The sequence below is a fragment of the Pseudoalteromonas sp. SR43-7 genome, assembly GCF_014163785.1.
Lineage (GTDB): Bacteria > Pseudomonadota > Gammaproteobacteria > Enterobacterales > Alteromonadaceae > Pseudoalteromonas > Pseudoalteromonas distincta.
This window is the reverse complement of record NZ_JACJDY010000022.1, coordinates 12,568-37,721: the sequence shown is the minus strand read 5'-3', so window position 1 is coordinate 37,721 and position 25,154 is coordinate 12,568. Positions and strand designations below refer to the sequence as shown.

Genomic DNA, 25,154 nt, shown 5'->3' with positions numbered 1-25,154 from the left:
TTGTAATAATACAGCTAATTATCACTTAAACTTTTTTACATACCTTAGCGTTATAAAATTAATAATGGCGAGCAAAATGGCTATTTCGTAACGGCTATAGGCTACAGCTATACCAATTAAGCCCATATTCCAAATACTGGCTGCGGTTGCTGTACCGGAGGTTGATTTATTATTTTTCAAAATTGCACCACCGCCAATAAAACCAATGCCAGTAATGATGCCTTGTAACATTTTAGATTGAGCTTCTGCGCCATCTAAAACCGACATAGCTATTAATGCATACCCACACGATGCAACCGCAACAAGAGGAAAGGTACGAAGGCCTGCACCATCATGGCTACGCTCTCTGTCGTAAGCCATAGGTAGCGCAAGTAGGTATGCAATACCTAAATGTATTAAGTTATCGATGATTTCATTCCACTGTAAATCAATTTCCATTATTGAGCCTATGCGGGTTAATTTTGTTAATAACAAGCAAACAACGGGCCATTGCATAAATAACTAATAATCAATGGTTTATTGTAGGAAGCTGAGTTTAATAAAAATTATTGAGGAAACTTTTACATGTTTTTATTACTATTTTACGCGATAGTTAATTTGATCTGAGTTTTAAAGACCCGTATTCTTTTATCCTACCTAAAAGATACCTATGTGAACCTTTTACCTTTAAATAAAACATTAATCACAACAACTAAACTTAAAAAACAGCGTTACTATTTTGCGCTGGGTTATCTGTTTTTGCTTTTTTATTTCCTGAATTTCTCACAGAACACTTACAACCTACCATTAATAAAACTTTAGGTTATTTAGGATCGCCATTTTTTATATAGCAGCTGGTGGGTGTTACAAGAGAGTTTATAAATGATTTTAGGTAGTAATACTTACATTTTTTTACAGAGTTACAATAAAAAACGTATACAATTTAGGTAATATTTTGTTTAGGATGAATGATGAAAACAATTATTGTACTTTTGTTTTTTTATTGCCTTTCTGGCTGTACAGTTGCGGGCGCTATTATTGATGGGCAAGCACAATCTCAGGCGCGTAATGATAAAAATAGTATTAGCCCGGCGCAGTCAACACCTTATAAAAACCCACTAGAGCCAGTACCTTCAGATAAAAACGGATTTAACTTTACTGATATGGGATTAAAGATAGATTCAGCTCTTGTTAGCCTAGTTAAAGGGGAAAGCACTACTACGCAAGTATGTAGGCAGGTCACTAAAAGTCTAAAAGAGTGTGTAGAGGTAGAAAAGTCATCTCTACACACTAATGAATCTAAGCAGTTAAAAACTGATGATGAAATAATAAGTGTTGGTCAATAAAGCTGCTTATAAAAAAGTAGCTATGATCGTAGCCTGCTTGCATTTCAAGTGTAAGCGGGTAGCCTTTTTTATCTGCAATAGCGACTAAGTTTTCTGGCTTAAGTTGCTCTTGTAAAAAACCATCGGCATCGCCTTGGCTTACTAACATAGGTAAGTAATTAGTTGGCTCTGTATTTTTCATCAGCTCGCAGCTATCGTATTGCTTCCAAAGCGCTTTATCATTTCCTAAATAACCAGTAAATGCTTTTACACCCCAAGGGCATTCAATCGGATTTACAATAGGGCTAAAAGCCGAGGCACTTAAAAACGCAGTCGGGTTTTTAAGTGCAACCATTAATGCACCGTGCCCGCCCATAGAGTGACCGCTAATTGCTTTTGTGCTTGTTACCGGAAAATGTTGTTCAATCAATGCTGGTAATTCACTAACAACATAATCGTACATATTAAAATGGGTGTTGTAAGGAGCTTGCGTGGCATTTACGTAAAAGCCTGCGCCTTGTGCAAAGTCGTAGCTGTCTTCATTGGGTACGTTTTCGCCGCGTGGGCTGGTGTCAGGCGCTACAATAGCAATACCCAGCTCTGCCGCTTTTTTAAATGCACCGGCTTTTTGCATAAAATTTTCGTCGGTACAGGTTAAACCTGATAACCAATAAAGTACCGGTACTTTATTTGCTTCACTTGCGCCAGGTGGTAAAAATACGGCAAAGCGCATAGTGCAATGTGTACTTTGCGAGCTATGAGTATATTGCTTATGCCAACCGCCAGACACTTTTACACTTGAGATATTTTCTAACATACTTAATCCTTAAAAGCCGTAAACTTAAAAGTGTTACGGCTTATTATTTAACGTGCTTAGCTGTTATCAGTAATGAATGACTGTACGAATACTTTTGCCTTCGTGCATTAAATCAAACGCTTCGTTAATTTCTTCAAGGCTCATTGTGTGAGTAATAAAGTCGCTAAGAGCAAATTCACCTGCCATGTAACGCTCAACAATTTCAGGGAGTTGTGAACGGCCTTTAACGCCACCAAATGCACTACCACGCCATACACGCCCAGTTACCAGCTGAAACGGACGGGTTGATATTTCTTGGCCTGCACCTGCCACACCAATAATTACCGACTCACCCCAACCTTTGTGGCAACACTCAAGCGCTGAGCGCATTACGTCAACATTACCGATACATTCAAACGAGTAGTCAACGCCGCCATCTGTCATTTCAACAATAACTTCTTGAATTGGCTTGTCGAAATCTTTTGGGTTAATTAAATCAGTAGCACCTAGTTTTGTAGCTAAATCGAATTTAGTGGTGTTTATATCAACACCAATAATACGATCTGCACCAGCCATTTTTGCGCCAATAATCGCAGATAAACCAATACCGCCTAAGCCGAATATAGCAACAGTGTCGCCAGGCTTTACTTTAGCTGTGTTGGTAACTGCGCCCATACCTGTTGTTACACCACAGCCTAGTAAGCAAATCTCTTCTAGTGATGCTTCTTTATTTACTTTAGCAAGTGAGATTTCTGGCAATACAGTGTACTCAGAGAACGTTGATGTACCCATGTAGTGATAAATTGGTTGGCCGTCTTTAAAAAAGCGTGTTGTGCCGTCTGGCATAAGGCCTTTACCTTGTGTTTCGCGCACGGCTGAACACAGGTTCGTTTTACCTGAAGTACACATTTTACATACGCCACATTCTGCAGTGTATAAAGGAATAACATGATCCCCCACTTCAACACTCGTTACGCCTTCGCCAACTGCATAGACAACACCAGCGCCTTCGTGACCTAAAATAGCAGGAAATATGCCCTCAGGATCTTGGCCTGATAATGTAAATGCATCGGTGTGACATACACCTGTAGCGGTAATTTTTACCATTACTTCGCCTTTTTTAGGCATCATCACATCAACTTCTTCAACACTAAGTGGTTGATTAGGACCCCAAGCAATCGCCGCTTTTGATTTAATAAATTCAGACATGTGTTTTATTTCCTTTAACTGGCTATTAAAAAATAATTGTAGACCCAATTTGCTTGGGTGATGGGCTTATTGTATTTGTTTCTCAAATAATGATAATCTCAATTTTATTAAAACACTTTTACAGTATGGTAATAATGTCGCGTTGGGATGGAATTGATGAGTTTATAGCGGTTGGTGAAGAGGGTAGCTTTACTGCGGCTGCAAAAATGCTTGGGCTTTCGGTTGCGCATATTAGCCGCCATGTAACAGCGCTTGAGCAACGTTTAAATACGCAACTATTAACTCGTACTACTCGTAAAGTGGTTTTAACTAAAGAAGGTGAAGTGTACTTACATCAAATAAAGCACTTACAACACGCTATGGACGAGGCAACTCAAGGTCTTGCTCAGCAACAAAGTACGCCTAAAGGTAAAATAAAGCTCACAGCACCCGTTATGTACGGGGAGAGCTTTATTATGCCCATAGTGCATAATTTTATGAAGGATCATCCCGATGTCGAAGTTGTTGCCACACTAAGTAACGAGCAAGAAAACTTATTAGAGGGCGGATTTGATTTAGCCATAAGGCTAGGGCATTTAAAAGATTCGAGCTTAAAAGCGCGTAGGTTAAGTGCGCGGCGTTTTATTATGTGCGCGGCACCACAGTATTTAACGCGATTTGGTGAGCCGCACACTTTAGGCGAGCTAAACAGCCATGAATGTTTAATTGGGAATAGTAGCTATTGGCGCGTAAACGAAAATGGGCGCGATAAACACATTAAAATAGCGGGACGGCTACAGTGTAATAGTGGTTGGGCGCTGGTGGATGGCGCAAAAAAGGGGCTTGGTATTGTGCAGCTCCCAGACTACTACATTGCAAACGAAATTAACTCAGGGCAATTGGTGCCTATTTTAACACCCTATCAACCACAGCAAGAAGGGGTGTGGGGCGTATATCCACCAAGGCAGTTTGTGGCCACTAATGTACGGGTATTGCTCGATTATTTAGTTAAAGGGCTGAAAGCTTAACCGCGAATTAATGGTTAAGCATGTATTGCTGTAAATATAGCCAAGTATCAGATTTTTAAATTATTTCTTACATTTTACGCCATACCCAAAGGCACTTTTTTCGTGCTACTATTGCTCAATACTTTTACGATAAGTGTTAAAAATAATATGTTTCAACCGGTTAGCTTATTTATAGGGCTTAGATATAGTCGCTCCTCTAAAGGAAATGCGTTTATATCGTTTATTTCGTTTTTTTCTATTGCCGGTATCGCTATTGGTTTAATGGCATTATTTACGGTAAGCAGTGTAATGAACGGGTTTGAAAATAGCCTAAAAACCAATATGCTTGGACTTATTCCGCATGTTGAAGTTAGCGCAGGTAAACACACTGCCACCCAAATGAACACCCTAAAAACCGACCTCGAACAATCTCCTTATGTTGATCATGTAAGCTTATATCGCCACGGCGAAGCTATTTTGCAAACAAATAAAGACTTGCACGGCGTTTTACTACAAGGCCTTTATAACGATAGTGGTTCTTTGTATAAAATTACCGATAAAATAGTGCAAGGCGATTGGAAAACTGTATTAAACAAAAATTACAACATTGCTATAAGTCGTTATTTGAGTCGTAAATTAGGCGTTAGCGTGGGTGATAAGCTTCGCGTTATTATGCCTAATGCTTCAACATATACACCTCTTGGGCGAGTACCCAGCCAGCGTTTATTTAAAGTGGCCGCAATATACGAAACCGGATCTGAGATAGATATGGCACTTGCGTTTACAAGTGGCGCTTCATTACAACGGGTATTAAAGCTGGATAAAAACACTGCCCCAAATTTAAGTGTTTCATTGCACGAACCTTTCGAACTAGATGAGTTTATTGAAGCAAGCCAGCGTATTTTACAAGATCATAATTATAGTGATTGGCGCAGTACCCAAGGTACTCTATTTGCAGCCGTTGCTATGGAAAAGCGCATTATGTCTATGTTGCTTGCCCTCATTGTATTGGTGGCTGTATTTAATATTGTATCGGCATTAACCATGATGGTAAGCGAAAAACAAGGTGAAGTGGCCATACTGCAAACGTTAGGTTTAACGCCTTCGCAAGTGCAAAAAGTGTTTATGGTGCAAGGCTTATATAACGGCGTAATTGGTACCGCAATAGGCGCATTTTTAGGTGTAATATTTAGTTTATACATAAATGAGCTACTTGCCTTAGTGGGCTTAAACTTATTGGCGGGTATAGAGCTTCCGGTAAAATTTGATATTTTGAGTTTAGTAATAATAGCGTTTGCCAGTATTGCTATGAGCTTTTTAGCTACCTTATATCCTGCGCGTAAAGCCGCAAAAGTAAAACCAGCAGAGGTATTACGTTATGAATGATTTAGTAATTAGTTGTGAAAATTTAAGTAAGGTTTATCAAGATGGCAGCAACCAAGTTGAAGTATTAAAAGGCGTTGATTTAGCGCTGCAGCAAGGTGAAATGCTCGCTATTGTGGGGAGTTCTGGCTCTGGTAAAAGTACGCTTTTACACATACTTGGCACATTAGATACCGCAAGCTCAGGTAGCGCTAAAATTAAAAACCAAGAAGTTGCAAAACTTTCGCGAACAGAGCAAGCCGCATTTAGAAACCAAAATTTGGGCTTTATCTATCAATTTCATCACTTATTAATGGAGTTTAGCGCAGTTGAAAACGTGGCTATGCCATTATTAATTAAAGGCTTGAGTGCAAAAGAATCCAAAGCTCAAGCGCTCGATATGCTCGAAAAAGTAGGCCTTGCACATCGCAGCTCGCATAAACCGTCTGCGCTTTCTGGTGGAGAGCGCCAACGCGTGGCTATTGCCCGCGCACTGGTTACTAAACCTGCGCTTGTGCTTGCTGATGAACCAACCGGTAATTTAGATAAACAAAATGCGATTAAAATTTACGATTTAATTAATGAGCTTAATCAAAGCTTAAACACCAGTTTTGTGGTAGTTACACACGATTTAGAACTTGCCGATAAGCTAGGCAAAATAGCTTATTTAGACGATGGAAAACTAGCTATTAAAGAGTCGCAGCATGTTGCTTAGTGCATTTTTAAGTAAACGTTTTAGAGCCTATTCAGGCCACAAAGATGAAAAAAACGGCTTTGTTAGTTTTATCGCTAAAGCGTCGACTATTGGTATTTTATTAGGTGTCGCGGTTTTAATTGTGGCGCTGTCGGTAATTAATGGTTTTGAGCAGCAACTAGTACATAGATTACTAAGTGTTGTGCCGCAGGTTGAATATGTAGCACCAAGTAGACCCATTGCAAATTGGTCGCAAAAGGTTGAGGATTTACAAACACAACCGCATGTAACAGGGGCTGCGCCATTTATTGCCGTTAACGGAATGGCGCAATATAAAAGCCAGCTAAAAGCGATAGAAATTCGAGGTGTTGAGCCATCGCTCGAGAGTAATGTATCGGCGGTAAACCAGTTTACCAGTGGTAAATTAGTGAGTCAGTTAGGCCTTGACGATGTAGTTTTAGGTAAGCAAATAGTAAAACAGTTAGACGCCAAAATAGGCGATAATATTACATTACTTATTCCGCAAATTAGTCAAAAAGGTCAATCATTATTAGCGCCTAAACGCGTAACACTTAACCTTGCAGGTGTTATAGAAATGGGCGGACCGATTGATAGTACCGCTGCATTTATACATCTTAACAAAGCACAGCAAACATTGGGTTACGATGAAACCCAAGTAACAGGGCTGCGGTTAAGTGTTGATGATGTGTTTTCGGCGCATCAAATAGCGCTAAAAGTGGGCCAAACTATTGACGACTATGTGTATGTTTCTAGTTGGTTTAGAACCCAAGGCAGCCTTTATCAAGATATTCAAATGGTACGTACCATTGTTTATATTGTGGTGTTTTTAATTATAGCGGTAGCCAGTTTTAATATTGTATCGTCCTTGGTGATGGAAGTACGCGAAAAACAAGGCAATATCGCAATTTTAAAAACCATGGGCGCGAAAGACAGTACTATTTTAGCCACCTTTGTAATGCAAGGCTTAATGCAAGCATTTGTAGGCGTGGCACTAGGAACACTAATTGGCGTAGTATTAGCGCTTAATATAAGTGAGCTTTTTACGTGGATAAGCCAATTATTTGGAGCCAATCCACTTGAGGGCGTTTATTTTATAGAGTTTTTGCCAAGTAAATTAGTACTTGAGGACATTGGTATTACAGTGATTGTTACATTTGTGCTTGCGATACTTGCCACTATTTATCCTGCATGGCAAGCAACACGCGTAGATCCTGCCAAGGTGCTTGGTAACTAGGTATAAGAAGCTCAGATAAAAATTAATAGGGTGGTATTAGTAAACCTGTTAAACTAGGTGCTTATTTAAAATTAAGCAATAACTGCTTGGTTGCTATACCTCACTTTGGGATTTACTTTGACTAATAACGATATTTTACGCCGCATTCGCTACACTTTTAACTTAACTGATACTGCCATGGTCAATGTTTTTGCATCAGCAGAGCATACGGTCACCAAAGAGCAAGTAATTGCATGGTTAACTAAAGAAGGTGAAGAGGCTTTTACCCCAATAAGTGATACTGAGTTTGCTAGCTTTTTAAATGGGTTTATTAATACCCAACGTGGCAAACGCGAAGGTGAGCAACCAGAGCCTGAGAAAAAGCTAAACAACAATATTATCTTTATGAAGCTACGTATTGCTTTAAATATGAAAGCAGAAGATGTTATAGCAACACTTGCACTTGTTGATTTTGATTTAAGTAAACATGAGTTAAGCGCATTTTCTCGTAAAGTAGATAACAAACATTACCGTGTTTGTAACGATCAAATATTACGCTTGTTTTTAACCGGTGTACAAAAGCAGCATCGTCCAGAAGAGTCTGCTGAGTAACTGGTTTTAGCTAATTAGCTTTTAGTTAGTGGGTTTTTTGCGAGCGCAATGCAGTATAAAACCCATTAATTGTTATATTTTCAAACAAACCCATACCTAACCTAATACTTCTAAAACTCCCTTTTGAAAATATAAAAATTCGCTTGGCACTGTTCTAATTTTAAACCTGTGAATTTAAATTCATATTTAATAAATAAAAATCAAACTTCCAATCAAAAATAATTCACGCAGCTGGCGTTAAATATCTCAATTTTTCATGCTAAGGTAATAGTTAATTATATTAAATTAAGACCTTAAAGCATGAATCATAAACTTGATCACGTTTACTTTAACATCTGATAAATACTTTTATTATTAACACGGAAGAATAATTATGAATTATATCCATAGCACAATCGCACAATTAAAAAATAGTAGTCCTGCACAATGCGAGTTTTATCAAGCCGTTGAAGAAGTACTTGAATCACTCGAACCTATCTTAGAAAACTCAGAAAAATACAAAAAAAATGCCATTATACAACGCTTAGTTGAACCTGAACGCCAAATTATGTTTAGAGTTCCTTGGGTTGATGACGAAGGCAATATTCAGGTAAATAAAGGCTACAGAATTGAGTTTAACTCTGCACTTGGCCCCTATAAAGGTGGCTTACGTTTTCACCCAAGTGTGAATGCCAGCATAATTAAATTTTTAGGGTTTGAGCAAATATTTAAAAATGCTTTAACAGGTTTACCAATCGGTGGTGGTAAAGGCGGGGCAAACTTTGATCCAAAAGGGCGCTCAGATGCTGAAATAATGCGTTTTTGCCAATCATTTATGAGCGAGCTCTATCGCCATATTGGCCCTACAACCGACGTACCCGCTGGAGACATTGGAGTAGGGGCGAGAGAAATAGGTTACTTGTTTGGTCAATATAAGCGTTTGACTGGGCGCTATGAAGGTGTTTTAACAGGTAAAAGCTTATTGTGGGGTGGATCGCTTGTACGAAAAGAAGCCACGGGATATGGCGCTGTTTATTTTGCTGACTATATGCTGCAAGCGCGCGGCGATAGCCTACAAGGTAAGCGCTGCTTGGTCTCGGGCGCAGGTAATGTTGCTATTTATGCAATGGAAAAGCTTTATCAAATGGGGGCAACACCAGTAAGTTGCAGCGACTCTCGTGGCACTGTGTATCATGAATCGGGTATAGATTTAAATCTTATTAAATGTTTGAAAGAGCAATCGCGTGATTGCTTGAGTGAATATAAACAAACTCACCCCGATGCTATTTATATTTCTGTAAATGACTACCCTAAAGATGGGCACGCTGTTTGGCGCTTTAATGCTGCCGCTGCTTTTCCGTGCGCCACACAAAATGAATTAACACAGGCGGATGCAAGCGCTTTATTATCCGGCGGTTGTTTATTAGTAAGTGAAGGCGCAAACATGCCTTCAACAAAAGAGGCTATTGATTGCTTTATTGCTGCAAAGATTCCGTATGGACCAGGTAAAGCGGCCAATGCCGGCGGCGTTGCGACAAGCCAATTAGAAATGGCACAAAATGCGAGTATGCAAAGTTGGACCTTTGAAGAAGTTGATGAAAAGCTAAAACAAATTATGAAAAATATATTTGTTACCGCCAACGATACCGCTACAGAATTTGGTGAGCCTGGAAATCTTTTATTAGGCGCTAACATTGCAGGCTTTAGGCGCGTCGCCGATGCAATGATTGAGCAGGGCGTCGTTTAATATTAAAGCTGAACATAAGGCTTTACTATAATGTGATTTTAAAACTAGCCATAAAATTGAGTATATTATGGTTAGTTTTAAATATTAACGCCATTAGTGAACTATAACCCTATAAAGCTGGGCTATAACAGCGTAGGATCAAGTTACTTTCGAATGAAAATTAGGTTTGCACTTTAGGTGCATTAAGACAAAAAATTATGCAACTAACTGCAAAACCATCACTTCCTAATGCGTTACTTATTTCTATTAGCACACCACAATTTAAAGGCGACGAAGCAAAAGAGTCGCTTGCAGAGCTTGCTCGTTTGGTGACTACGTTAGGATTTAAAGTAGTAGGTACGCAATCGCAAAAGCAAAGCTCAACTCAAAAAGTTAATGTACTGGGCTCAGGTAAACTAGCTGAAATAGCCCACCTTACCGGTAATAAAGGGATGGTTGAAAACGAGCAAGAAGATGATTTACTTGATGAAGACCCTTTAACCGAAATATCCTCAGAAATCCCATCAGGCGAACTTGATTTTGCATGTGCTGATGTAGTGGTATTTGACTGCGATTTAACGCCTTCTCAACTACGTAATGTTGAGAACCAGCTAGGTGTAGAAGTATTTGACCGCACCGGTATTATCATTGAAATATTTAGTCGTCATGCGCGTACTAAAACTGCAAAATTACAAGTTGAAATAGCTCGCCTTAATTATGTAGCGCCACGACTGCGTGAAACATCAACAGGTGATAAAGAACGCCAAATGGGTAAAGGTGCGGGTGAAACCACACTTGAGCTTAATCGCCGTAAGGTGCGCGATCAGTTAGCAGAATTAAAGCGCGAACTTGTTAGTGTTCAAGATGTAATGATGGACAGACGTACGCAGCGCTCTGAGCTATTCTCAGTGGCTTTAATTGGTTATACCAATGCGGGCAAGTCATCGATGATGCGCGCAATTACAGGTAGTGATGTAGAAGGCGAAAACAAACTTTTTGCAACGCTAGATACCACTGTTCGGGCGCTGTATCCGATTACACAGCCTCGTATATTGGTTTCAGATACGGTTGGTTTTATTAAAAAGTTACCTCACGATTTGGTGGCTTCATTTCATTCAACACTCGCTGAAGCACATGATGCGTCGTTATTGTTGTATGTTGTAGATGCTTCAGATCCTTCTTTTCGCTCACAACTTGAAGTAGTACATAAAGTACTGGCAGAAGTTGGGGTAGAAGGTAGCAAAAAATTATTAGTACTGAATAAGTCAGACCAATTAAGTACTGATCAACAGCAGTCGCTAATGGATGAGTTTCCTGATGCGATGATGACCTCTACACGTAACCCAGATGATATTAGTAAATTGCACAAATACATTATTGGCATTGCTCAAGAGGACATGATTGAAGAAGAGATTGTTATACCGTACACAGCCAAAGGTATTGTGGGCGAAATCCGATCGAGTATGAGTGTTGTTAAAGAAGAATATGAATACAGCCATATTAAATTAACAGTGCGCTCGAGTGCGATTGATTTAGAACGTTTAAAAAAGAGAATGTTGAATTTATAATAAATTCAGTACATAAAAAGCAAAGCCAATTGGCTGTGCTTTTTAGTATTAGTCCTAACATACGTAAATTTAACGCTGCTAGCTCTGAACATAGCTCTGAGATAAATTCCCTATCCAGATCCTCAGTTACTTAAAGACGAAACTAGGAAAAAGCGTTGTCGCTTAGCTCTTCTTGCATTTGCTCGCGCATTTTAAATTTTTGCAGTTTACCTGTTACTGTCATTGGGTAGTTTTCTACAAAACGGATATGTCGTGGCATTTTAAAGTAGGCTAGTTTGTCTTTTAAAAACTCACGAATTGCTTGCTCATCAAGTACAGCATCTTCTTTTGGTTGGATCCAAGCGCATACTTCTTCGCCATACTTTTCATCGGTTATACCAAATATGGCAGCATCTTGAATGCCAGGGTAGGTGTAAAGTACTTCTTCTATTTCTCGAGGGTAAATGTTTTCGCCGCCGCGAATAATCATATCTTTTATACGCCCAACAATCGTAACAAACCCTTCTGTATCCATGACACCTAAATCGCCAGAGTGCAGCCAACCTTCGTCATCTATTGTGGCTTTTGTTTTAGCTTCGTCATTCCAGTAGCAGCGCATTATGCCTGCACCTTTACTACACACTTCGCCAGGTTGACCAATTTTTTGAATGTTACCCAGCTCGTCAATTATTTTAACCTCGGTATGGGCAAGGGCGCGGCCAACTGTCGTTACTTGCCGCTCTATTGAAGAGTCTGTTTCGGTAATGTTGTTTATGGGGCTGCACTCCGTTTGCCCGTAAGCAATCAGTACTTGATGCATGTTCATTTGTGTTTGTACTTTGCGCATTACTTGCTCTGGGCATGTAGAGCCTGCCATTACACCCGTGCGTAAAGTACTTAAGTCATAATCGTTAAAATTACTTAGCTCAAGCTCACTAATAAACATAGTAGGTACACCGTGCAGCGCTGTACATCCTTCTTGTTGAACTACATCTAGTGTGGTTTTTGCATCGAACGAATCACTTGGGTAAATGGCTGCTGCACCTTTACTAACACACAATAAGCTACCCAATACCATTGCAAAGCAATGATATAACGGGATAGGGATACATAACTTGTCATCGCTCGTAAAGTGCATAGATTCGGCGACGAATAGCGCATTATTTAAAATATTTTTATGCGTGAGCGTTGCGCCTTTTGGGTTGCCTGTTGTGCCTGATGTAAATTGTATATTGATGTCTTGCTCAGCATTTAAGTTTTCACCTATTGCTTTTAATTCAAGCTCATGAGCAGCTGTTGGCAAGTTAACAACATCTTTAAAAGAGTGCATACCAGGAGATGCTTCATCGCCAATGCGGATTATATTTTTAAGAGTGGGCAGTGCTTTTAAATTAAGTGTGTCTTTATCGCAAGTTGCAAGTTCTGGCGCTAAACAATTAAGCATTTCTAAGTAATCACTGCCTTTAAAATTTGATGCTGTGATTAGAGTAGAGCATTCAACACTATTTAAAGCATATTGTAATTCGTTAGGACGATAGGCCGGGTTGATGCACACCATTATTGCGCCAATTTTTGCCGTTGCAAATTGGGTTAAGCACCACTCAATATTATTAGGAGACCAAATGCCAACACGCTCGCCTGGTTTTACGCCAAGGGCAAGTAACCCCTTCGCAAGCTGATTAACTTCTTTTTGAAATTCTTTATACGTTAATCTAATACCTTGGTGATGAACTACAACAGCTAACGCCCCTGGGTTTTTGTCGACAATAAAGTCAAAGTACTCGCCTATAGTTGAATTTGTTAAAGGTGTGCTTTGTATACCTTTAAAGTAGCTTTGAGATAACGGCAAGTGATTTATTTGCTCTACTTCTTTTACCGCAATAGTGTGTGTGTGCATTGCTCTCTCCATGAAAATGTGTGTGAGTTATGTAAACTACAAAGTTAAAATAAACACATATTGTCGACAAAGAGAAGTGCAGTTAGACTAATGTATTATTAGATTAATAAAAGCTAATACTACTTTTTAGACACAAAAAAACGCGTCTTACAATGTAAGTACGCGTTTTTAAACGAGTAATGAGTTTACATTTCGTCGCTGCGGTATGTTTTTTTCATGATGTAAACGTAAGCGTTTACAAAAGCATTTTCTTGGTACTTTTTAAGGCCTGTTTCTTCAAAATCAATAGGGATGGGGTTGCGTTTTAACTGCTCTTTAACTTCAGTTGTAGTAAATAAACGTACATCTAAGTTGTCGATTAATTGAATTGCAGTTTCCATTTTAAAGCCTTTTGCACTGCCAGCAAATTTACCTTTAGGCTGACGCTCACGAATTGCAACAGAATCAATTTGGTAATCTTGCATTAGTTTTGCAAAATCGAATTGAAATTTACGCATTACTTCAGTGTCGTTACCGTTACCTAAGGTAAAGCGTGTTTGGCGCACATCGCGAATATCAAATACGTCATTATCTTTACTTAAAATACAAAGTAGTACATCACTACCGGTAATTTCTACACCACATGTTCTCATGTCTATTCTCTAAAATAACTTAATTACGCAGTATTATACGCAACGCACATTAAAATGCGAGTCTGGGTATAGTTGTAGGCGCGTAATTAACGCATTGATGCTTTTATATTTTAATAAAATGATTTTTTTGCTTTAAAAGCTACATTTTGTGGATAAAACGGGTGGATTTCACCCCTTTAAACTTGTAATTAAATGCGCGGCACGCGACAATATATCTTTGTAGTTGAATAGACTCCTCATCTACATATATTAGTCAATGCTTATTCGTAAAAGCGTTGTCGAGTCATTCTCATTTAATTTATTAAAAATACACGTGATACATTGTAGGTGTCACCACTGTAGCAAGGATTTATAATGCCAGTTATTACTCTTCCAGACGGAAGTCAACGTAGTTTTGAAAACCCTGTAAGCACGCTTGATGTTGCAAACGACATTGGTCCTGGTTTAGCTAAAGCGACCATTGCGGGTCGTGTTAATGGCGACCGTGTTGATGCATGTGATAAAATTTGTGAAGATTCTCGTCTTGAGATCATTACCGCTAAAGACGATGACGGCCTTGAAATCATTCGTCACTCTTGTGCTCACTTAATTGGTCATGCCGTTAAGCAACTTTTCCCAGACGCAAAAATGGCAATTGGTCCTACCATTGATAACGGTTTTTACTACGATATCGATATGGAACATTCATTATCACAAGATGATCTTGAAGCAATTGAAAAGCGTATGCTGCAACTTGCAAAAACCAACTACGACGTAGTGAAAAAAACAGTAAGCTGGCAAGAAGCACGCGATACATTTGAAGCGCGTGGCGAAACATACAAAATAGAAATTCTGGACGAAAACATCGCTAAAGATGACCGCCCAGGTTTATATCATCACGAAGAATATGTAGACATGTGTCGTGGACCTCACGTTCCTAACATGAAATTTTGCCAAAACTTCAAAATAATGAAAGTGGCGGGTGCATATTGGCGTGGTGATTCAGAAAACAAAATGCTACAACGCATTTATGGCACCGCGTGGGGCGATAAAAAGCAACTTAAAGCGTATTTAAAGCGCCTTGAAGAAGCTGAAAAACGCGATCACCGTCGTATTGGTAAAGCGCTTGATTTATGGCATTGGCAAGAAGAAGCACCAGGCATGGTATTTTGGCACAACGATGGTTGGAGCATTTACCGCGAGCTTGAAGAATTTGTACGTGAAAAATTACGCGAATATGAGTACGAAGAAGTAAAAGGTCCAATGATGATGGACCGTTCACTTTGGGAAAAATCAGGTCACTGGGAAAAATATTCAGAAGCAATGTTTACCACTGAGTCTGAAAAACGTGAATACGCAATTAAACCTATGAACTGTCCTGGTCACGTGCAAATCTTTAACCAAGGTTTAAAATCGTACCGTGATTTACCACTTCGTATGGCTGAATTTGGTTGTTGTCACCGTAATGAACCATCAGGTGCACTACACGGTTTAATGCGTGTACGTGGCTTTACACAAGATGATGCTCACATTTTCTGTACTGAAGAGCAGATAATGGACGAAGTGTCAGCGTGTATTAAGATGGTTTATGATACATATGAAACATTCGGATTTGAGAAGATTGTAGTTAAGCTATCTACTCGCCCAGAACAACGCATTGGTGAAGACCATATGTGGGATAAAGCAGAGCTTGCTTTAGCTGATGCACTTAAGCTAAACGATATTGAATTTGATTATCTTCCGGGCGAAGGCGCGTTTTACGGTCCGAAGATTGAATTTACTTTGTACGATTGTTTAGACAGAGCGTGGCAGTGTGGTACAGTGCAATTAGACTTTGCATTACCGGGTCGTTTAGGTGCTACTTATGTAGCAGAAAATAACGAGCGTCGTACACCTGTAATGATACATCGTGCTATTTTAGGTTCTATTGAACGCTTTATTGGCATTTTAACTGAAGAGTACGCTGGTTTATTCCCGACGTGGCTTGCACCAAAGCAAGTGGTAATTATGAATATTACCGATAAACAGGCTCCTTATGTTAAAGAAGTTGTACAAAAATTAAATAAACTTGGAATTAGAGCCGCTGCTGACTTGAGAAATGAGAAGATTGGCTTTAAAATCCGTGAGCATACACTGAAGCGTATTCCATACTTGCTTGTTGTTGGCGATAAAGAAGTTGAACAGCAAGAAGTAGCAGTGCGTACTCGCACAGGTGAAGACCTTGGCAAATTTAATGTTGATGATTTTGTAGCTAAAATTAGTGAAGAAATTAAAAATCGACAGTAAAAATCGAGCGTGTAAGGCATTAACAAACAGCCATTTACACGCTTATATTATTGATATTCTTGGAGGAACGTACTATTAGAGGCGGCAAGAAAGGGCAACAAACAGCTCAAAAAAATCGTATTAACGAAGAAATTACAGCGCAAGAAGTTCGTTTAATTGACATCGAAGGCGAACAAGCTGGAATTCAGTCATTACAAGACGCGCAAACTATGGCCGATGCAGCGGGTGTTGATCTTGTTGAGATCAGTCCAAACGCTGAGCCGCCTGTTTGTAGAATCATGGACTACGGTAAGTTCATCTTTGAAAAAAGCAAAGAACTAAAAGAGCAGAAGAAGAAGCAAAAGCAAATCCAGATAAAAGAAATCAAATTCCGTCCTGGTACGGATGAAGGTGATTATCAGGTTAAGCTTCGCAACTTACGTAAGTTCTTAGAAGCTGGTGATAAAGCTAAGATTACTATCCGCTTCCGTGGTCGTGAAATGGCTCACCAAGAAATTGGTATAGAATTATTAAACCGTATCAAAGCCGATTTAGAAGAGCTTGCAGTAGTTGAGTCTTTCCCAAATCGTGTTGAAGGCCGCCAAATGGTTATGATGATGGCGCCTGTTGCTAAAAAATAATTTTTAAGCGATAATACGCACCGAAATTAGCTCAGGTCTGCAAGCAATATGCGAATATTCACCTGAGTTAACCGGTCTTAAAGCAAGATTGCGGCATTTATGTTGGGTCTTCACCGGAACATGGCAGTAAGTTAGGCCTAAAAGTGGAGTTATAGAAATATATCTCACGCCTGCTTACTAATTTAAAAGCAATACAATTGGAGTTATTGCAATGGCTTATAAGCTAAAAAGTCACAGTGGCGCTGCTAAGCGTTTCAAAAAGACTGCTTCTGGCGGTTTCAAGCGTAAACAAGCGCATCTTCGTCATATTCTGACTAAGAAAACTTCTAAGCGTAAGTTACACCTACGTCCTAAGATGATGGTTCATAAAAATGACCATGGTCTAGTTTCACGTATGTTACCGTTCGCTTAATAGGGGTTTTTAGAAATGGCAAGAGTTAAACGCGGCGTTGTCGCACGTGCACGTCACAAAAAAGTTTTAAAACAAGCAAAAGGTTACTACGGAGCACGTTCACGTGTTTACCGCGTAGCTTTCCAGGCTGTTACTAAAGCGGGTCAATACGCTTACCGTGACCGTCGTGCGAAGAAACGTACTTTCCGTCAATTATGGATTGCACGTATCAATGCTGCTTCACGTCAAAATGGTCTGTCTTACAGCCGTTTTATCAATGGTCTTAAAAAGACTTCTGTAGAAATCGATCGTAAGATCCTTGCAGATATCGCTGTTTACGACCAAGTTGCATTCGCAGCGCTTGTAGAAAAAGCAAAAGAAGGCCTAGCCGCTTAAGCTTTTTTATATAAGTATTAAAAAGGAGCCTATGGCTCCTTTTTTTGTGCCTGTAATTTAGTAACTTAAACCAATGAGTAATACCAATTCGCTTAATTAAAGGAGCTATTTTGAGAGCGTAAAAACGTATTGATAGCTAGGCAAAAAATTCGCTATTTAGTTGTTCTCGGCAATTGCTCCTGCATTGCTCTACCTTCTGCATCCATGCAGTCGTAAATGAGAGTTTTTTAACGCAGGTAGCGACATGTTTAGCCCCGCAAAATGATTAAGTATTATTGCACATTGGTATAATACTTAATAAGGTTATAAAGCCTAAAAACACAGGTGTTAATGAGTGAAATGTATTTGGCTGCATTTTTTTGTTGAATCACCGCAGTTTCCTCATTATAAAAAATTTAGTTGATATAATTTATATAATTAAGGCGTTTGTTAGAGAATTTTATGTTTGCAAGTTTACTCATTTTATCTGCAAGTGTGGCGTATGACGCACACTTACCTCCACTCATTGAGTGGCAGGGGAAAAGCGTAGAGCTTTTACAAAAACAAGGGCCGTTAACTACTGACTTTGAGTTATCTGCAGGTGAAGCGTCGCCCGATTATGCAAATACAATGGCATTTGTAGATAGGTTAGTTGCTGCAAACCCTACTCAGTTTCAATCTCAAACCATAGGCTATAGTAATAGTAAGCGTGCAATAAAAATGCTAATTGCCAGTGAGCAAGGTTTTTTTGAAGCAAGGCAAATGGCTAATAGCACTAAGCCAACTATTTTTATCCAGGCAGGAATACATTCTGGGGAAATAGACGGTAAAGATGCCATGTTCATGTTACTCAGAGATATAGCGACGGGTAAGCGCCGTGACATTTTAAAAAAGGTAAACATATTATTTATTCCTATTTTAAATGTAGATGGCCACGAACGTAGCAGTGCATTCAATCGCATTAATCAACGGGGCCCTGCAAAAATGGGCTTTAGAACAAATGCTAATAACCTTAATTTAAATCGTGATTTTACTAAATTAGATACCCCAGAAGTTAGAAGTGTTTTAAAGGTTATTAACGACTACAACCCAAATTTATACATTGATGTACACGTTACCGACGGCGCAGATTACCAATACGATGTGACTTATGGTTACAATCCGGTATTTTCGAGCGAATCGCCTGCGGTATCAGATACATTAAACCAGTTTTTTAAACCTCTCATTGACGATACGCTAGCGAAGGAAGGACACATCCCAGGACCACTTGTTTTTGTTATGGACAAGCGCGACTTTAAAAAAGGGTTAGCGGGCTGGGTTGCTACGCCACGTTTTTCAAATGGTTGGGGGGATTTAAAGTCATTGCCGACTATTTTAGTCGAAAATCATTCATTGAAGCCTTACAAGCAACGTGTATTGGGAACTTATGTATTTTTAGATGGTGCTATTACTGCGCTATCAAAGCACAGTCATGAATTAGCTAATGCAGTAAAAAAAGAACAAGAATTTGTTCCTAAACAGTTAATAGTAAAGCGTGGCTATGCCAAGCAAGCTGATACGATTGCGCAGTTTAAAGGTATTGAATATTCATCAAGCATGAATTCACTTTCGGGTCAAAATGAAGTGAAGTATTTGGGTAAAGCACATACATATACTGACTTACCTATTTATTGGCAAAAAGATGTACAACATACAGTTGAAGTACCTAAAGCTTTTTTTATTCCGCCTGTATATAGCAACATTATTGAGAAACTAAAGTTACATGGTGTCTCTATTAATAAACTTGAAGGGGCAAACACACAGCCTTTGAAAGTTGCAAAGGTGGCAGACTACACGTTTGATAAAGCACCATTTGAAGGGCGTTTTAGAGTATCAGCAACTTTTGATTACGTCCCTGCTATAAATGTAGATTTAGATGGTTGGTATCAAGTCAATACTCAACAAAAAGCAGGTGAATTAGCAGTTCATTTATTGCACCCGGAAGCCCCTGATTCATTTTTTGCGTGGGGTGAATTTAATACTATTTTTCAGCGTACCGAGTACATGGAAAACTATGCGCTAATTCCGTATGCACGCCAAATGCTAAAAGATAACCCAAAGCTTGCGCTTAAGTTTGATGAAAAACTTAAAGATAAATCATTCGCGAGTGACGCAGAGGCACGATTAAATTGGTTATATGAGCAAAGTCCATTTTATGATCAAGCGTACTTAAAGTATCCAATACTTATGTCATTCGAAGAAGAAGTTGTTATCCCGGATCAAAAAAGTAAAGAAATCTAATATGCAAATTATAACCATACCAGTCACTGCATTTGCACAAAATAGTCGTATTATTTGGTGTAGTGAAACTAAACAAGCCGTAGTCATAGACCCAGGTGGCGACCCTGATAAAATAGTAGCAGCCCTTAATGAGCATAAACTAGAATTAAGTGCTATTTGGTTAACGCACGGGCATTTAGATCATGTGGGTGGGGCTGATATTTTACGTAATCAATTTAACGTACAAATTATTGGCCCACAAAAAGATGAGTACTTCTGGTTTGAAAACTTACCTATGCAAGCACAAATGTTCGGGTTTAAACCCATTGAGCCTTTTTATCCGGATATTTGGTTAAACCATAACGATACCGTGAGCGTAGGTAAACTTAGCTTTTTAGTGAAGCATTGCCCAGGGCATACACCTGGTCATATTGTGTTTTATCAACAAGAGAATGAATGCGTTATTGTAGGTGATGTTATTTTTAAAGGCTCAGTAGGGCGCACTGACTTCCCTAAGGGGAACAGTGAACAACTTATAGAGTCGATTAAGACGCATATTTTAACCTTACCTGATAATACTAAAATACTGGCAGGACATGGTAGCGACACTACGGTGGGATTTGAAAAGAAAACAAATCCTTTTGTGAGTGGTAAGTTTGGTTAAGTTACTTATTTTAAGTTTACAAACTGTATAAACATTAAAAATAAGCAGACTGAGTTTTAAAATGGTTGTATAATTTAACCAGTTTATTTGATAAATAAGAAATAAAATGTCTCTAAATCACGTAGATCGCCAAATATTGGCACTTTTACAACAAGATGCTAGTTTATCAACCGCAGAAATTGCAGATAAAGTAGGCTTGTCTCAATCTCCATGCTGGCGTCGAATCGCTAAGCTAGAGCAAGATGGTTATATAAAAAGCAAAGTGGCTCTTTTAGATGAGAAAAAACTTGGCTTTGATATGCTTGTATATGCACATGTGCGTTTATCAAATCACGGTAAAAAGAATCTTGCTGAGTTTGAAAAGCTGATCATGAGCTACGACGAGGTAACAGAGTGTTACACTATGGCTGGTACCATGGACTTTATGCTACGCATAATTTCACAAGGCATAGAAGGGTATGAGCATTTTGTGCGCGATAATTTACTAAGCTTAGAATACGTTCAAGAAGTACATTCTAATGTAACAATGACATGTGTAAAACGCAGTACTTCCCTTCCTTTGTAAAAGCACTTCTTTTAAAAGCTAAATCATTTTTAGTTTAGCTTAACCACATAATGACAATTGTTAACTGAGCGCTAATTTGGTAGAATTTAGCGCTTTTTTGATACCCATTACACCATTTGAGGACCTCAATGTTTAACTTACTCAGTAGGGCGCCTAGCTCTGCTAAAAACGATATTCTATCTGGATTAACTGTGGCGTTAGCCTTAGTCCCAGAAGCAGTTGCGTTTGCATTTGTTGCAAATGTAGAACCTTTGGTTGGTCTATATGCCGCGTTTATCGTTGGTTTAATTACGGCTATTTTTGGTGGTCGCCCTGGTATGATTTCAGGTGCAACCGGTGCACTAGCTGTTGTCATGGTAAGTTTAGTGCTTGATCACGGTGTTGAGTATCTATTTGCAACTGTGTTGCTGATGGGAATACTGCAAATTCTCGCGGGTGTATTTAAGCTCGGTAAGTTTATCCGTATGGTTCCTCATCCGGTAATGCTTGGTTTTGTAAACGGGTTAGCAATTGTTATATTTTTAGCTCAGCTAGGGCAGTTTAAAGTGCCAGACGGTATGGGCGGACAAGAATGGATGACAGGTAATCCATTATTTATCATGCTTGGCTTAGTTGCATTAACCATGGCAATAATCCACTTTTTGCCAAAATTGACTACAGCAGTGCCTTCATCTCTAGTTGCTATTGTAACTGTAACTGGATTAGTGATTGGGTTTGATTTAGAGGCGCATACAGTATTAGATTTCTTAAAAGGAATGACAGGCGACGAAGCTGCAACAATCGCTGGCGGCTTACCTGAATTTCATATTCCTATGGTGCCTTTTAATGTAGAAACACTGAAAATTATTTTCCCATATGCACTTATTTTAGCGGCTATTGGTTTAATTGAATCATTATTAACGCTTAGCTTAATTGATGAGATCACAGAAACTCGTGGTCATAGTAATAAAGAATGTATTGGTCAAGGCGCTGCAAATATTACCTGCGGTATGTTTGGTGCAATGGGTGGTTGTGCAATGATTGGTCAATCAATGATCAATATAAATTCAGGTGGCCGCTCTCGTTTATCAGGTATAAGCGCTGCACTTATGCTACTTGGTTTTATTATTTTTGCCTCTAGCTTAATTGAAATGATCCCATTAGCTGCACTTGTTGGTGTTATGTTTATGGTAGTACTTGGTACATTTGAATGGGCAAGCTTTAAAATGATGAAGCGCGTACCATTATCTGATGCATTTGTAATTGTTCTTGTGTCGGGCGTGACGGTTATTACTGATTTAGCGATTGCTGTATGTGTGGGTGTTATTGTATCGGCTCTAGTATTTGCTTGGCAGCATGCGAAGCAGATATATACAACTAACTACATTGATCAGGAAGGCGCTAAGGTGTACGAACTACATGGTCCGTTATTCTTTGGCTCTGTTAAAAACTTTTCTGAGTTATTCGATGTGAAAAATGATCCTAAAAATGTGATTGTTGAATTTAAACACAGCCGCGTATCTGACCACAGTGCAATAGAAGCAATTGATACACTTGCTGACAAATACACAAAAGCAGGTAAACAACTTCATTTACGTCACTTAAGTAAAGACTGTACGCAGTTGCTTCATAAAGCACGTGATTTAGTTGAAGTGAATGTGATTGAAGATCCAACCTACAAGGTAGCATCAGATAAACTAGCTTAATTTACACAAAGCTATTGATATTTAAAAAGCGGAAGGTGGATAACCTTTCGCTTTTTTAGTGTCTCGACTATTTGTTTGCGGTAAGACTCTTAAAAAGCAAGGCAAGCTGTAGTGCTATGCAAACTCATAAATCTATATAATAAGACTACCTAATTTTGTGAAAATTAGCCCTACATAGGTAAAAATAATAAAAATAACAAACGCCTATTTTATGGAATTAGTTTTAACCATACGGAGTAAACATCTATTTTGAACTGGCAATCTTTAGTCGATAACAGGCAACGTTTTTTTTGGCTTTTGCAAATCGCGGGCTGGATTGGTTACGCGTTAGTAAATTATATCGGCTCTAAAGTATTTGAAATGCGTGATATATATGTATTTGTTATTTTATTGAATGCTTACGCTGGTTGTTTGATGACAGTGCCGCTTAGGTATATTTACCGTAAAATTTGGAATGCCTCGCCTTGGGTATTAATGATTGTAGTATTTGGTGCCTCTTATATAACGGGGACTCTATGGGCTGTCGTTCAAAAATTCAATCTATGGGAAATATACCGCCATGGTTATAGACCAGAGGAGTGGTTTTATTACCTGCAGCAAGGCTTAGATTCTGTATATATTATTTTATGTTGGAGTGGTTTGTACTTTGGCGTTAAATATTATCAGTTATTACAAAGTGAGCGACAAAAAGCGTTAAAGGCCACAACGATGGCACACGAAGCGCAACTAAAAATGCTCAGGTATCAGTTAAATCCCCATTTTTTATTCAATACACTTAACGCTATTTCTACTTTAATTTTGGTTAAAGAAAACAAAGATGCTAACTTAATGGTAGCAAGGTTAAGTGACTTTTTACGTTACACACTTAATACCGATCCAATTAAAAAAGTACCGCTTGAGCAAGAGCTACATGCTCTCATGCTTTATTTAGAAATAGAGCGCGTCCGTTTTGATGAGCGATTGAAAGTAAATGTAGATATTAGCGAGCAAGCAAAAGAGGCTTTAGTACCGAGCTTAATTTTGCAACCAATTATAGAAAACGCGATTAAATATGCCATTGCCCATCTGACAGAAGGTGGTGTAATTGATATTAAAGCACAAGTATTTGCGAATGAATTATTACTAGAAGTGGGTGACAACGGCCCAGGCACTGAAATACTTGATGGCCAATTAGTTAACGCTCAAGGTGTAGGTGTTGCTAACACCAAAGATAGATTAAAAACGTTGTATGAAAATAATTATTCGTTTGTATTATCACATAATACGCCAAGTGGATTAAAAGTTAATCTGCGAGTACCTTTTGAGAAGGCTGTGAAAAATGACTAAAATAAAAACACTCATTGTTGATGATGAACCGTTAGCGCGAAAAGGTTTAGCGGTAAGACTTGAAGAATATTCTGATATTGAAGTAATTAAATTATGTAGTTCAGGCGCTGATGCAATTGAAATGTGCCAAAGCGAGAAAATCGATTTGGTTTTTTTAGATATTCAGATGCCAGGTATGAATGGCTTTGAGGTGGCAAGAGCGCTTAGCGAAAGTACAAAAGTATTACCTGCTATAGTATTTGTAACTGCTTTTGATCAGTTTGCTGTAAAAGCATTTGAAATTCATGCTCTCGATTACATTTTAAAACCCGTTGATGATAACAGATTAAAACAGGCGGTAGAAAAAGTGCATACTTATTTAAAAACGCAGCAAGACAACGCCCATAAGAAAAAATTAGCGAGTTTTGTAGCCGGTATTACTGGTAATAATTGCGAAGAAATATTAAAAAAATTAGCCACTGGCGATACCTTAACAGATAGACGTTACCCAGAATCGCTTGCAGTAAAAGAGCAGGGTGAAATTATACGGGTACCTGTAGCGACTATCCAATGGGTTGATGCTGCAGGTGACTATATGTGTTTACACTGTGAAGATGGACAAACGCATATACTTCGTAAAACAATGAAAGAGCTTGAGCAAGAGCTAGACCCTCAGTTATTTGTGCGTGTACACCGCAGTGCAATAGTAAATACAAAACAAATTAGTAAGCTGGTTACACAAGTAAGTGGCGAGTATTTATTAGTACTTGAAAACGGACAAGAATTAAAAGTGAGCCGTAGCTACCGAGATAAGGTTAAAGCGGCATTAGCAAGTTAAAGCCAACGCTTTTATTACAGGCACAAAAAATGCGAGCTAAGCTCGCATTTTTTATATTTAGTAATTATACCAATCCGCAATAATACTTAGTTATTTTGCGGGGCTAACGTGTCGCTACCTGTGTTAAAAAAATTCTCATTTACGACTGCATGGATGCAGAAGGTAGAGCAATGCAGGAGCAATTGCCGAGAACGACTAAATAGCGATTT

23 protein-coding genes are annotated in these 25,154 nt (G+C 38.8%); 18 read left to right on the top strand and 5 right to left on the bottom strand.

Annotated elements, in window-relative coordinates:
- Nucleotides 1-21: 21 nt before the first annotated feature.
- On the bottom strand, nt 22-438 hold the full coding sequence (locus tag H5087_RS15880) for an MgtC/SapB family protein (protein WP_002960738.1): 417 nt from the start codon (nt 436-438) through the stop codon (nt 22-24).
- Between the two features lie 512 nt (nt 439-950).
- Here H5087_RS15880 and H5087_RS15875 point away from each other — a divergent pair.
- Complete coding sequence (locus H5087_RS15875) at nt 951-1,325, top strand: hypothetical protein (RefSeq protein WP_182672667.1); 375 nt, start codon at nt 951-953, stop codon at nt 1,323-1,325.
- Here the strand turns inward: H5087_RS15875 and fghA are convergent.
- Together fghA and H5087_RS15865 are read right to left on the bottom strand one after the other, a co-directional pair.
- Nucleotides 1,279-2,121, bottom strand: coding sequence for an S-formylglutathione hydrolase (fghA, locus tag H5087_RS15870; protein WP_182672666.1), 843 nt, complete (start codon nt 2,119-2,121; stop codon nt 1,279-1,281). The genes H5087_RS15875 and fghA overlap by 47 nt on opposite strands.
- A 66-nt stretch (nt 2,122-2,187) precedes the next feature.
- Nucleotides 2,188-3,309: an S-(hydroxymethyl)glutathione dehydrogenase/class III alcohol dehydrogenase gene (locus tag H5087_RS15865; RefSeq protein ID WP_182672665.1), complete on the bottom strand. Its 1,122-nt coding sequence runs from the start codon at nt 3,307-3,309 to the stop codon at nt 2,188-2,190.
- 134 nt (nt 3,310-3,443) lie between these two features.
- Here H5087_RS15865 and H5087_RS15860 point away from each other — a divergent pair, with 134 nt between their 5' ends.
- The 7 genes from H5087_RS15860 to hflX all read left to right on the top strand — a co-directional run bounded on the left by H5087_RS15860 (nt 3,444) and on the right by hflX (nt 11,470).
- Nucleotides 3,444-4,316: a LysR family transcriptional regulator gene (locus H5087_RS15860; protein ID WP_182672664.1), complete on the top strand. Its 873-nt coding sequence runs from the start codon at nt 3,444-3,446 to the stop codon at nt 4,314-4,316.
- A 147-nt stretch (nt 4,317-4,463) separates the two neighbouring features.
- A complete protein-coding gene (locus H5087_RS15855) occupies nt 4,464-5,681 on the top strand; it encodes a lipoprotein-releasing ABC transporter permease subunit (protein ID WP_039490161.1) in 1,218 nt (405 codons plus the stop codon).
- Nucleotides 5,674-6,372, top strand: coding sequence for a lipoprotein-releasing ABC transporter ATP-binding protein LolD (lolD, locus tag H5087_RS15850; protein ID WP_182672663.1), 699 nt, complete (start codon nt 5,674-5,676; stop codon nt 6,370-6,372). The genes H5087_RS15855 and lolD overlap by 8 nt, the downstream gene beginning before the upstream one ends.
- On the top strand, nt 6,362-7,606 hold the full coding sequence (locus tag H5087_RS15845; protein WP_182672662.1) for a lipoprotein-releasing ABC transporter permease subunit: 1,245 nt from the start codon (nt 6,362-6,364) through the stop codon (nt 7,604-7,606). The genes lolD and H5087_RS15845 overlap by 11 nt, the downstream gene beginning before the upstream one ends.
- 117 nt (nt 7,607-7,723) lie before the next feature.
- Nucleotides 7,724-8,197 (top strand): DUF1456 family protein, encoded by a 474-nt coding sequence (locus H5087_RS15840; RefSeq protein ID WP_002960721.1) that lies wholly within the window; start codon nt 7,724-7,726, stop codon nt 8,195-8,197.
- Nucleotides 8,198-8,570: 373 nt separating this feature from the next.
- Nucleotides 8,571-9,923: an NADP-specific glutamate dehydrogenase gene (gdhA, locus tag H5087_RS15835; RefSeq protein WP_182672661.1), complete on the top strand. Its 1,353-nt coding sequence runs from the start codon at nt 8,571-8,573 to the stop codon at nt 9,921-9,923.
- 197 nt (nt 9,924-10,120) lie between these two features.
- Nucleotides 10,121-11,470 carry a GTPase HflX gene (gene hflX, locus H5087_RS15830; RefSeq protein WP_182672660.1) on the top strand — a complete coding sequence of 450 codons (1,350 nt, stop codon included), beginning with the start codon at nt 10,121-10,123 and terminating at the stop codon, nt 11,468-11,470.
- 142 nt (nt 11,471-11,612) lie between these two features.
- Here hflX and H5087_RS15825 read toward each other — a convergent pair whose 3' ends face one another.
- Together H5087_RS15825 and H5087_RS15820 are read right to left on the bottom strand one after the other, a co-directional pair.
- The gene (locus H5087_RS15825) at nt 11,613-13,346 is read right to left on the bottom strand and encodes an AMP-binding protein (protein WP_182672659.1); all 1,734 of its coding nucleotides are present in this window, start codon (nt 13,344-13,346) and stop codon (nt 11,613-11,615) included.
- 185 nt (nt 13,347-13,531) lie between these two features.
- Nucleotides 13,532-13,978 carry a DUF3010 family protein gene (locus H5087_RS15820; protein WP_002960715.1) on the bottom strand — a complete coding sequence of 149 codons (447 nt, stop codon included), beginning with the start codon at nt 13,976-13,978 and terminating at the stop codon, nt 13,532-13,534.
- Between the two features lie 354 nt (nt 13,979-14,332).
- Here H5087_RS15820 and thrS point away from each other — a divergent pair, with 354 nt between their 5' ends.
- From thrS to H5087_RS15770, 10 genes are all read left to right on the top strand, one after another.
- The gene (gene thrS, locus H5087_RS15815; protein WP_024606251.1) at nt 14,333-16,243 is read left to right on the top strand and encodes a threonine--tRNA ligase; all 1,911 of its coding nucleotides are present in this window, start codon (nt 14,333-14,335) and stop codon (nt 16,241-16,243) included.
- A 59-nt stretch (nt 16,244-16,302) separates the two neighbouring features.
- Nucleotides 16,303-16,863: a translation initiation factor IF-3 gene (gene infC, locus H5087_RS15810; RefSeq protein WP_002960714.1), complete on the top strand. Its 561-nt coding sequence runs from the start codon at nt 16,303-16,305 to the stop codon at nt 16,861-16,863.
- Nucleotides 16,864-17,074: 211 nt separating this feature from the next.
- Nucleotides 17,075-17,275, top strand: a complete 201-nt coding sequence (gene rpmI / locus H5087_RS15805) for a 50S ribosomal protein L35 (RefSeq protein ID WP_002960713.1) — start codon at nt 17,075-17,077, stop codon at nt 17,273-17,275.
- A gap of 15 nt (nt 17,276-17,290) precedes the next feature.
- Complete coding sequence (gene rplT / locus H5087_RS15800) at nt 17,291-17,650, top strand: 50S ribosomal protein L20 (RefSeq protein WP_002960711.1); 360 nt, start codon at nt 17,291-17,293, stop codon at nt 17,648-17,650.
- A gap of 441 nt (nt 17,651-18,091) precedes the next feature.
- Entirely contained in the window at nt 18,092-19,909 is a 1,818-nt protein-coding gene (locus tag H5087_RS15795) for a M14 family metallopeptidase (protein ID WP_182672658.1), read from the top strand.
- Nucleotide 19,910: 1 nt separating this feature from the next.
- Nucleotides 19,911-20,552: an MBL fold metallo-hydrolase gene (locus H5087_RS15790; protein ID WP_138488997.1), complete on the top strand. Its 642-nt coding sequence runs from the start codon at nt 19,911-19,913 to the stop codon at nt 20,550-20,552.
- Between the two features lie 106 nt (nt 20,553-20,658).
- Entirely contained in the window at nt 20,659-21,117 is a 459-nt protein-coding gene (locus H5087_RS15785) for an Lrp/AsnC family transcriptional regulator (protein WP_002960703.1), read from the top strand.
- Between the two features lie 128 nt (nt 21,118-21,245).
- Complete coding sequence (locus tag H5087_RS15780; RefSeq protein ID WP_182672657.1) at nt 21,246-22,802, top strand: SulP family inorganic anion transporter; 1,557 nt, start codon at nt 21,246-21,248, stop codon at nt 22,800-22,802.
- Between the two features lie 249 nt (nt 22,803-23,051).
- Nucleotides 23,052-24,128, top strand: a complete 1,077-nt coding sequence (locus H5087_RS15775) for a sensor histidine kinase (protein WP_024596641.1) — start codon at nt 23,052-23,054, stop codon at nt 24,126-24,128.
- Nucleotides 24,121-24,945, top strand: a complete 825-nt coding sequence (locus H5087_RS15770; protein WP_024596642.1) for a LytTR family DNA-binding domain-containing protein — start codon at nt 24,121-24,123, stop codon at nt 24,943-24,945. The genes H5087_RS15775 and H5087_RS15770 overlap by 8 nt, the downstream gene beginning before the upstream one ends.
- Nucleotides 24,946-25,154 lie beyond the last annotated feature (209 nt).

What these genes read in the sequence shown, in the direction of transcription:
- gdhA (WP_182672661.1), top strand. Translation starts at nt 8,571, where the DNA reads ATGAATTATATCCATAGCACAATCGCACAATTAAAAAATAGTAGTCCT.
- H5087_RS15820 (WP_002960715.1), bottom strand. Translation starts at nt 13,978, where the DNA reads ATGAGAACATGTGGTGTAGAAATTACCGGTAGTGATGTACTACTTTGT.
- H5087_RS15860 (WP_182672664.1), top strand. Translation starts at nt 3,444, where the DNA reads ATGTCGCGTTGGGATGGAATTGATGAGTTTATAGCGGTTGGTGAAGAG.
- H5087_RS15845 (WP_182672662.1), top strand. Translation starts at nt 6,362, where the DNA reads ATGTTGCTTAGTGCATTTTTAAGTAAACGTTTTAGAGCCTATTCAGGC.
- lolD (WP_182672663.1), top strand. Translation starts at nt 5,674, where the DNA reads ATGAATGATTTAGTAATTAGTTGTGAAAATTTAAGTAAGGTTTATCAA.
- H5087_RS15855 (WP_039490161.1), top strand. Translation starts at nt 4,464, where the DNA reads ATGTTTCAACCGGTTAGCTTATTTATAGGGCTTAGATATAGTCGCTCC.
- thrS (WP_024606251.1), top strand. Translation starts at nt 14,333, where the DNA reads ATGCCAGTTATTACTCTTCCAGACGGAAGTCAACGTAGTTTTGAAAAC.
- H5087_RS15770 (WP_024596642.1), top strand. Translation starts at nt 24,121, where the DNA reads ATGACTAAAATAAAAACACTCATTGTTGATGATGAACCGTTAGCGCGA.
- H5087_RS15795 (WP_182672658.1), top strand. Translation starts at nt 18,092, where the DNA reads ATGTTTGCAAGTTTACTCATTTTATCTGCAAGTGTGGCGTATGACGCA.
- H5087_RS15875 (WP_182672667.1), top strand. Translation starts at nt 951, where the DNA reads ATGAAAACAATTATTGTACTTTTGTTTTTTTATTGCCTTTCTGGCTGT.
- H5087_RS15865 (WP_182672665.1), bottom strand. Translation starts at nt 3,309, where the DNA reads ATGTCTGAATTTATTAAATCAAAAGCGGCGATTGCTTGGGGTCCTAAT.
- H5087_RS15790 (WP_138488997.1), top strand. Translation starts at nt 19,911, where the DNA reads ATGCAAATTATAACCATACCAGTCACTGCATTTGCACAAAATAGTCGT.
- rpmI (WP_002960713.1), top strand. Translation starts at nt 17,075, where the DNA reads ATGGCTTATAAGCTAAAAAGTCACAGTGGCGCTGCTAAGCGTTTCAAA.
- fghA (WP_182672666.1), bottom strand. Translation starts at nt 2,121, where the DNA reads ATGTTAGAAAATATCTCAAGTGTAAAAGTGTCTGGCGGTTGGCATAAG.
- H5087_RS15785 (WP_002960703.1), top strand. Translation starts at nt 20,659, where the DNA reads ATGTCTCTAAATCACGTAGATCGCCAAATATTGGCACTTTTACAACAA.
- H5087_RS15825 (WP_182672659.1), bottom strand. Translation starts at nt 13,346, where the DNA reads ATGCACACACACACTATTGCGGTAAAAGAAGTAGAGCAAATAAATCAC.
- H5087_RS15880 (WP_002960738.1), bottom strand. Translation starts at nt 438, where the DNA reads ATGGAAATTGATTTACAGTGGAATGAAATCATCGATAACTTAATACAT.
- rplT (WP_002960711.1), top strand. Translation starts at nt 17,291, where the DNA reads ATGGCAAGAGTTAAACGCGGCGTTGTCGCACGTGCACGTCACAAAAAA.
- hflX (WP_182672660.1), top strand. Translation starts at nt 10,121, where the DNA reads ATGCAACTAACTGCAAAACCATCACTTCCTAATGCGTTACTTATTTCT.
- H5087_RS15780 (WP_182672657.1), top strand. Translation starts at nt 21,246, where the DNA reads ATGTTTAACTTACTCAGTAGGGCGCCTAGCTCTGCTAAAAACGATATT.